Here is a 6000-nt window from a genome sequence, read left to right on the forward strand (position 1 = left end):
GGCCTATACGTAGCGGTAAGCATTGGCGACTGGCTGTAAGCGCGAGCAACCTGTAGACTGGCCGCCAACTATTTTCATCAGATGGCCCGTCGGGAAACTACCCATAACCGAACGACTGCTCGGCGCGTTTTTTCCTACAGAAAGAACTTGTAAGGAGGGCTGCATGCAGCTGCAGCAGATCGACGTCACAGGCGCGCGTCTCGTGGGCGCTATCACCAAGGAACTGGGTTTCGATGGCCCCAAGCACCATGCCGTGGTGCTCGGTCAAGGGGTGTTCGACGGAGTGGTCTACCTGGCAGAGCTGATGAAGGACGGCTACCAGGTCGCGACGTTTAAAGATTTCCAGCGACGCTACGCCGCGAACGGCGATATCCGGGTGGAGCCGAACGCCGGCCCCCACAGCAACGTCGAGGTGGCCAAGAGGGCACTGACTGAGCTCAAGCAAGGTCAGGCGAAGTACGACCTCGTTGCCAACAACTGCGAGTGCTTTGTCAACCGTGCGATGCACGGGCAGTCCACCAGCACCCAGGTGATCAACACGGCGATCGGTGCGGTGTTGGTTGCTGGACTCGTCTATCTGATCCGCAGCTCTCGATAGGCGCCTCGACGCATGCTCCGGCGCCAGAGCTCGCAGCCCGCATCTTTAGTCATCAGATGCTTCCGAACCCGGCGGGAGAACTGTTCTCATCTCGCCATCACAGAGACGGTGCCAGTTTGGCAAAGCTCTCCAATTTATCGATTCTGTCGAGCATGGCTTGCTGGTTGGCAGCCTCCTGGAGCTTCAATTGCCCGTCGACGGCGAACTTGACAATCCACAGTTCGACGATGGCGTCTAGGTCGCCTTTGACGGCCTCTTCCAGCCAAAGGTTGACCAGCCCGACTGAAAGTTCGGCAGCCGCACTGAGCGCGTGACGAATCAACTCTCTCGCTGCGTGGTCGATGTCCACCGCGAACTCGAAGAACTGACTCTCCTCGTCGGTATGTATCAAGCACCGAGAGGCCGTTACAGAAGGAACAGGCGTTTACATACAAATCCCAGCGCCGTCACTAATATAAAGGTGCCATCGAAACAGCCTTAGGCGGCTTATTACATCGATCCAAAGGGGAGTCCATTGAACAATCGTCGCGAGTTTCTCAAATCCAGCACTGCTGGTTTGGCCGCCATCACACTTTCTAGCAATGCGCTCGCGCAGTCCGTCCCTTCGGTGTCTCTGTCATTCGCACCGGCCGGCAACATTTGTGACTACAACAGCTTGCCAGATTACAAGATCTTTGTGGGCGCTGGTAAGCCCTACGGAAGCTGGGCAGATGGCCCTTTAAACCCCTATCGCCGCAGTTCAGCGGATGTCATGCGCGCCGTGGTTCCACACAGCGAGAACCGTACGCTTTACCTCGTACCAGGATCAATGGCGGCACCCAGCTTGTCGCCCGTCGCGCCAATGACGATGACATCTGCACGCATTCCACAAATGGGCAGTATGGATATGCGGCACTGGCTTTTCTCGGTTTTCAACGTGGATCAGACACAAGCTTTCGCCATTGCCCACTCCGAGAATTACACGGAGCTCTCGACAGACGCGGGCACCTACTGGCCCAACGAAGGCAGCAGCACGTTCCAGTGGTTCAACAGCCTGTCGCTGTTCAAGACGGTGCCTCGAACTGGTGATCACGATCAGTTCACCTACGCGTTCAGCCCCCAACCTTTTTCTGGCACGACTACGCACAGCGACAACCACCTGATCATCCACCCTGCGTTGCCCCAGTACGGCAGGCTGGGCAAGGTGGCGCACTACGGGTTTTTGCACCCTTCTAACCTCATTGAAGACAGCGGCTACGTGTACACGTTTGCGCAACATATTCCCGCAACGCGGAACCCGACGATGGCCGATCCGTTTGGTGCGCCTGACTCTCCAGAGGGCAAGGCCGGCCCCGTGCTTTTGCGATGCGCCACCTCGTTGCTTGGGCAAACCGGTAACCCTAACAACCGAAACGGCCACTACTGGGAAATCTTCAACAACGTCGGCGCTTGGCAGTACATCACCCGGTGGGAGTGGGCTGATGCCAGTGTGCCCGAGGCACCGATCAAACCATACGTGTTCTATCGGGGCAACTTGCCGGGCCAGTGGATGGCCAATATGGCTATGGCCCAAGCGGTGCGCAAGGTGGGAAGCAAGTTTGTGGTGCTTGGAGTGGCGTATCCAGGCGCACTGCACTTTTCTTACTGCACCACACTGGCCAATCCGCTTGAGCTGGAGAGCCATCTCCAGCCGTTCGGACAGGGACACCCTTTCGGCGGTGCGTTCAACCTGCAATCTGGCGCATACATGTCAGTATTTGATCCGAGCGATGCCGACCTCAATTACCGCAATGTTGCCCAGAATGGCGCAGGAGTAGTTCTGGCTGTTCGCGACACCCAATCGGCATCTCCCAATGACAACTATGGCCGCTACATGCGCTACACGTTGTCGTTCGCGGGGTTTTAGTGCACTGATTCTTTTAAATGCAGGCACTGAAGCGCTCCTGTCATCGGGCGCATTGGGTGTCACGGTGCGAAGCTACCGGGCACCCAGGCGCATGTCTGGGGGGAATGCGCAACGAGTGCGGTTCCAAGGGTTTCCGAAGAAGCTTGGGGTACTCGAAGATTCATCCGGCTGCGGGGGCTGGTGCCGGGGGCCGCTGGTCCATACCAGACAGCCCAACGTGTTTACAGATGGTCAAACGCGTAGTAGCTCACGACCGGCTCACTCGGAGAGCCAGGCGTTCTTGCCACGGTCGAGTAGATAGGTTTTGCCCCCTGAAGGGGAAACGGAGAGTTCTGTCCGGACAAGGGGAAGCCAAACGATCCTGTTTGTTTCAGCACAGGCGTCGAGCCGGGGGTTGCCGAGTCCTCATAGAGTTCTGCGACCAACGTGCCATAGCCGGTCGACGCATTCGCAGAAATCGTGGTGCGAACCCAGTAGTGGTAGCCGTAACGCAGTTGGAACGCGGACGGCGTGATGTAGCCGCCTGGCGCTGGTGTGGGAGAAAGGCACATGATGCCGTTCTCTCCGTTCGGTCCAGGGGTTGGGACAGTTCCTGCTATCACAGATTGCGCGCACCGGCCATGGGTTTGATACCAAACGAGGGCATCTTGAGCGGCATAGTCGATGTTGGGCTGCACATTTGTATGGCGGAACCACAGCTCCATGGCCAAGCCAGTTTCACCGACAAAAGCGCCGATGCCGTGGCTGAAAAAGTTCATATCCTGGACGTTCTTCGCGGTGTTCGTTGCACCAATCTGTGTGAAGGCCACGATGGCATGTTGGCCAGTTGCAATAGGCACTCCGTGCGGGCCTTGCCACGTAAGTCGGGCCTGCAATTGGATGGGGACTCCAGCCATGAAGGTGCTGTAGTTGTGGCTTTGGTTCAGTCCCGTGAGATAGTGCACATCAAAGCCGCCCAAGTTCGGATCTCTGACGAGGGTCCCTGGTACTTCGGCTGCCTGAGCAAGCGAACACAGTGTGGCGATACAAGTACTGGCGATCAGTTTTCTGAGCATGGTTCCTCCCAAACGTTGGTAAAGCCTTTCGTTAGCCGGCATATGCAGCTAACTAGGCCAAGGCAGTCTATGCAACAGAAATTCGTTTGGCAGTAACAAGAGGTTTTTGGGCGGGGCACACTCTGCCATGCATGTCACGCACTCGGGACACACTTGAACACTGAGTCCACTTTGATCTGACCATTTCGCTGGCAGCCATGACGGGTTGTCTGCAACCGGTACCGGTGCTCTTGTAGGACAGAATTTGGTCAGGAACATACATTTACAGATGACGACACCAAATCAAGCGATTGACGAGGCGATTTCAAGATTCATGACCGATGTCGGTACAGGCAATGTCGTCTGCGGACCACTCAACGGCTTCGGTATGTTCGGTTGGAAGATGGAAGCAGGGGACTCATCATTCCCGGATGAAATGCAGGGAGGGGTCGATTACGGCGTTGCATACTTGATGCACATGGCGGGACAAGGCTTCAAGACGGGATATGCCGTATGGAAGCAACCGAGCCAAACGTTGGTTTGTCTGAAGACCTGGGAGCCTTGGGAGGATGAACCCGAGTGGCTCATGAATACGTCAACCGCAGTGATCGTTAGCTATTGGAGAAGAAAGCCGCCCTTGGCTTTACACCAAGCGCCTTTTCTCCACCATCGCAGCCGATCAGGCCATCCGAGACCTAGTCAGTCAAACGATGGGCACTTCATAGTACGAAGTGCGGCCTAATCCTTCAATGGAGAGGACGTCACAAGGGCTACGCCCTTGCGCCGCTTCTCACGTCAAACGTTAGACATTACACGGAGCAAAAAATGAACTGGCAGGAGCTACTTACCGCAGTGAGAGATGCATATCGCAACGCACCGAATTCGAACTTACCCATTTCCCAATCAAACTACATAGCCATGCTCTCTGCATTTGGCGCGCTTGTGCCCTTGGCGAAAATTTCTGATACCTACGACACCGACTTCCGTCGCAATCTTCCGGGGGGCGGGCTATCGGGGCTTAAAGTCGCGTCATTACCCCAACGCATTGCAGATGCTGCGTCGTATGCGAACACAAGACCCTTGTATCCCTCAGCCGGTGAAGGTATCGCTGAGAACATCAGAGCCATTCTTAAGCTGCTTGCGCCTGGTGCTGAGCAAGGTGTCCTGGCTCCACTTAAGGGTACATTCCAAAACATTCTTGCCGGGAACCTGTAGTTTCTAACCCTGCGTTCGAGGCGACCTGCGCGAAAAGCCGCGCAAGCGCCTCAACTCCACGTTAGGCTCCATGAATCACGAGTCTCTTCCCCTGGCGCGAATACTCGGCTGGCTAGTCGCCGGAGTTGTGCTGATCTTCGGCGCCTACACAGCCATGCTGTTGGTAACGACATGGCCGATTAGCACACTCTCCATCGACAAAGCATGGATGGCACGAGCCATGGAGCATTCCAAAGGCACGCTCCCGAAGGAACCAGGCAGCGCCGCGATGAACATCTACGGCAAGTCTCTGGTTGTGCTCTCGTCACTTCTTTCACGCATCGACAAGGGAGCGTTTTGGCAGCCACCACCGATGGCGTTTGGCTTTTGGCCGACTACAACGACGAATAGCTCTCCTTCAGCTCAAGGGTGAGTTTGCAGATCCTGTCTTCGGTGTCCAGATCTCCCGAATCGACTGTCCAACTTCTTCCGAACTGGGTGTCCAGCTCCTGCTGCGTGGACTGTCTAGGAGGTATTGCTCTCCCTGGATCCGAAATACGCAATCAGCCAAGTAAATCGGGCAAAGCAGCCTCGGGCTGTTGCTCCTTACTTTGACCACGGATGATCCGACATGTCCCCGGACTCCGGCGGCGGTGGTTCCGGCCGCAGATGACTTGACCCTCGGACGGCTACGGCGGACCTCCCTCGCTCAGGCTACGGGGTCGGCCACTGCCTTCCTCCATTCTTCGCTGAACATGTCGAGCCTCGTCTCCCGGTCTTTCCGCTCTGGCGGTGGTTAACACAGCGCTGGAGCCGGTTCAGCATGTGCATGGTCTCTGCGCCGGGGGCGGATAAAACCTTGGACTTATTTTATGCCGCAAGTCCGAGGCTCTCCCGGTACTCAATGGGGTCGAGAAAGCCAAGGGAGATCTTGATCCGCTTCTCGTTGTGCCACCGGATGTAGTCGTCTAGCACTTAATGAAATGCTCAACGATGACACTCGTCCAATTCCGAGGATAGAACAGTTCGTTCTCGATGCGACCGAAGAACCCTCGCAGGCTGCGTTGTCCACCGAGCAGGCCTTGCGGGACATCGAGCAGGTGAGGTTTGCCTCGCTCATTCTCGATGGCCACCTAGGCCAGCGGTAGTGACCTCCGCCGTCTGCGTGGATCACTGGTCGATCGCTTGTCTCTGTGACGGCCTCGATGGCTGCATCCAGCATGGTGTTGACCAGCTCTGAATCTAGACTCGTTCGGACAACGCGACTACGAATTCCGCGAGTAAGGGGC

6 protein-coding genes and 1 pseudogene are annotated in these 6000 nt (G+C 56.5%); 4 read left to right on the plus strand and 3 right to left on the minus strand.

Annotation, left to right across the window (positions count from 1 at the left end; all coding sequences use genetic code 11):
- The first annotated feature begins 163 nt into the window (after nt 1–163).
- Complete coding sequence (locus N4G42_RS06365) at nt 164–598, plus strand: lecithin retinol acyltransferase family protein (RefSeq protein ID WP_260666569.1); 435 nt, start codon at nt 164–166, stop codon at nt 596–598.
- A gap of 97 nt (nt 599–695) precedes the next feature.
- Here N4G42_RS06365 and N4G42_RS06370 read toward each other — a convergent pair whose 3' ends face one another.
- The gene (locus tag N4G42_RS06370) at nt 696–947 is read right to left on the minus strand and encodes a hypothetical protein (RefSeq protein WP_260666570.1); all 252 of its coding nucleotides are present in this window, start codon (nt 945–947) and stop codon (nt 696–698) included.
- Nucleotides 948–1112: 165 nt separating this feature from the next.
- On the opposite strand from N4G42_RS06370, the gene N4G42_RS06375 reads away from it, so the two are divergent.
- On the plus strand, nt 1113–2483 hold the full coding sequence (locus N4G42_RS06375; RefSeq protein WP_260666572.1) for a hypothetical protein: 1371 nt from the start codon (nt 1113–1115) through the stop codon (nt 2481–2483).
- A 221-nt stretch (nt 2484–2704) separates the two neighbouring features.
- Here N4G42_RS06375 and N4G42_RS06380 read toward each other — a convergent pair whose 3' ends face one another.
- Nucleotides 2705–3538, minus strand: a complete 834-nt coding sequence (locus N4G42_RS06380) for a hypothetical protein (protein WP_260666573.1) — start codon at nt 3536–3538, stop codon at nt 2705–2707.
- An 804-nt stretch (nt 3539–4342) separates the two neighbouring features.
- On the opposite strand from N4G42_RS06380, the gene N4G42_RS06385 reads away from it, so the two are divergent.
- Together N4G42_RS06385 and N4G42_RS06390 are read left to right on the plus strand one after the other, a co-directional pair.
- Nucleotides 4343–4732: a hypothetical protein gene (locus N4G42_RS06385; protein WP_260666574.1), complete on the plus strand. Its 390-nt coding sequence runs from the start codon at nt 4343–4345 to the stop codon at nt 4730–4732.
- 70 nt (nt 4733–4802) lie between these two features.
- Nucleotides 4803–5144, plus strand: a complete 342-nt coding sequence (locus tag N4G42_RS06390; protein ID WP_260666575.1) for a hypothetical protein — start codon at nt 4803–4805, stop codon at nt 5142–5144.
- Nucleotides 5145–5581: 437 nt separating this feature from the next.
- On the opposite strand, the pseudogene N4G42_RS06395 reads toward N4G42_RS06390, so the two are convergent.
- Nucleotides 5582–6000: pseudogene (locus N4G42_RS06395) on the minus strand (transposase); the annotation flags it as partial.

This window comes from Acidovorax sp. K2F (assembly GCF_025246485.1).
Lineage (GTDB): Bacteria > Pseudomonadota > Gammaproteobacteria > Burkholderiales > Burkholderiaceae_C > Acidovorax > Acidovorax delafieldii.

What these genes read in the sequence shown, in the direction of transcription:
- N4G42_RS06380 (WP_260666573.1), bottom strand. Translation starts at nt 3,538, where the DNA reads ATGCTCAGAAAACTGATCGCCAGTACTTGTATCGCCACACTGTGTTCG.
- N4G42_RS06385 (WP_260666574.1), top strand. Translation starts at nt 4,343, where the DNA reads ATGAACTGGCAGGAGCTACTTACCGCAGTGAGAGATGCATATCGCAAC.
- N4G42_RS06365 (WP_260666569.1), top strand. Translation starts at nt 164, where the DNA reads ATGCAGCTGCAGCAGATCGACGTCACAGGCGCGCGTCTCGTGGGCGCT.
- N4G42_RS06390 (WP_260666575.1), top strand. Translation starts at nt 4,803, where the DNA reads ATGAATCACGAGTCTCTTCCCCTGGCGCGAATACTCGGCTGGCTAGTC.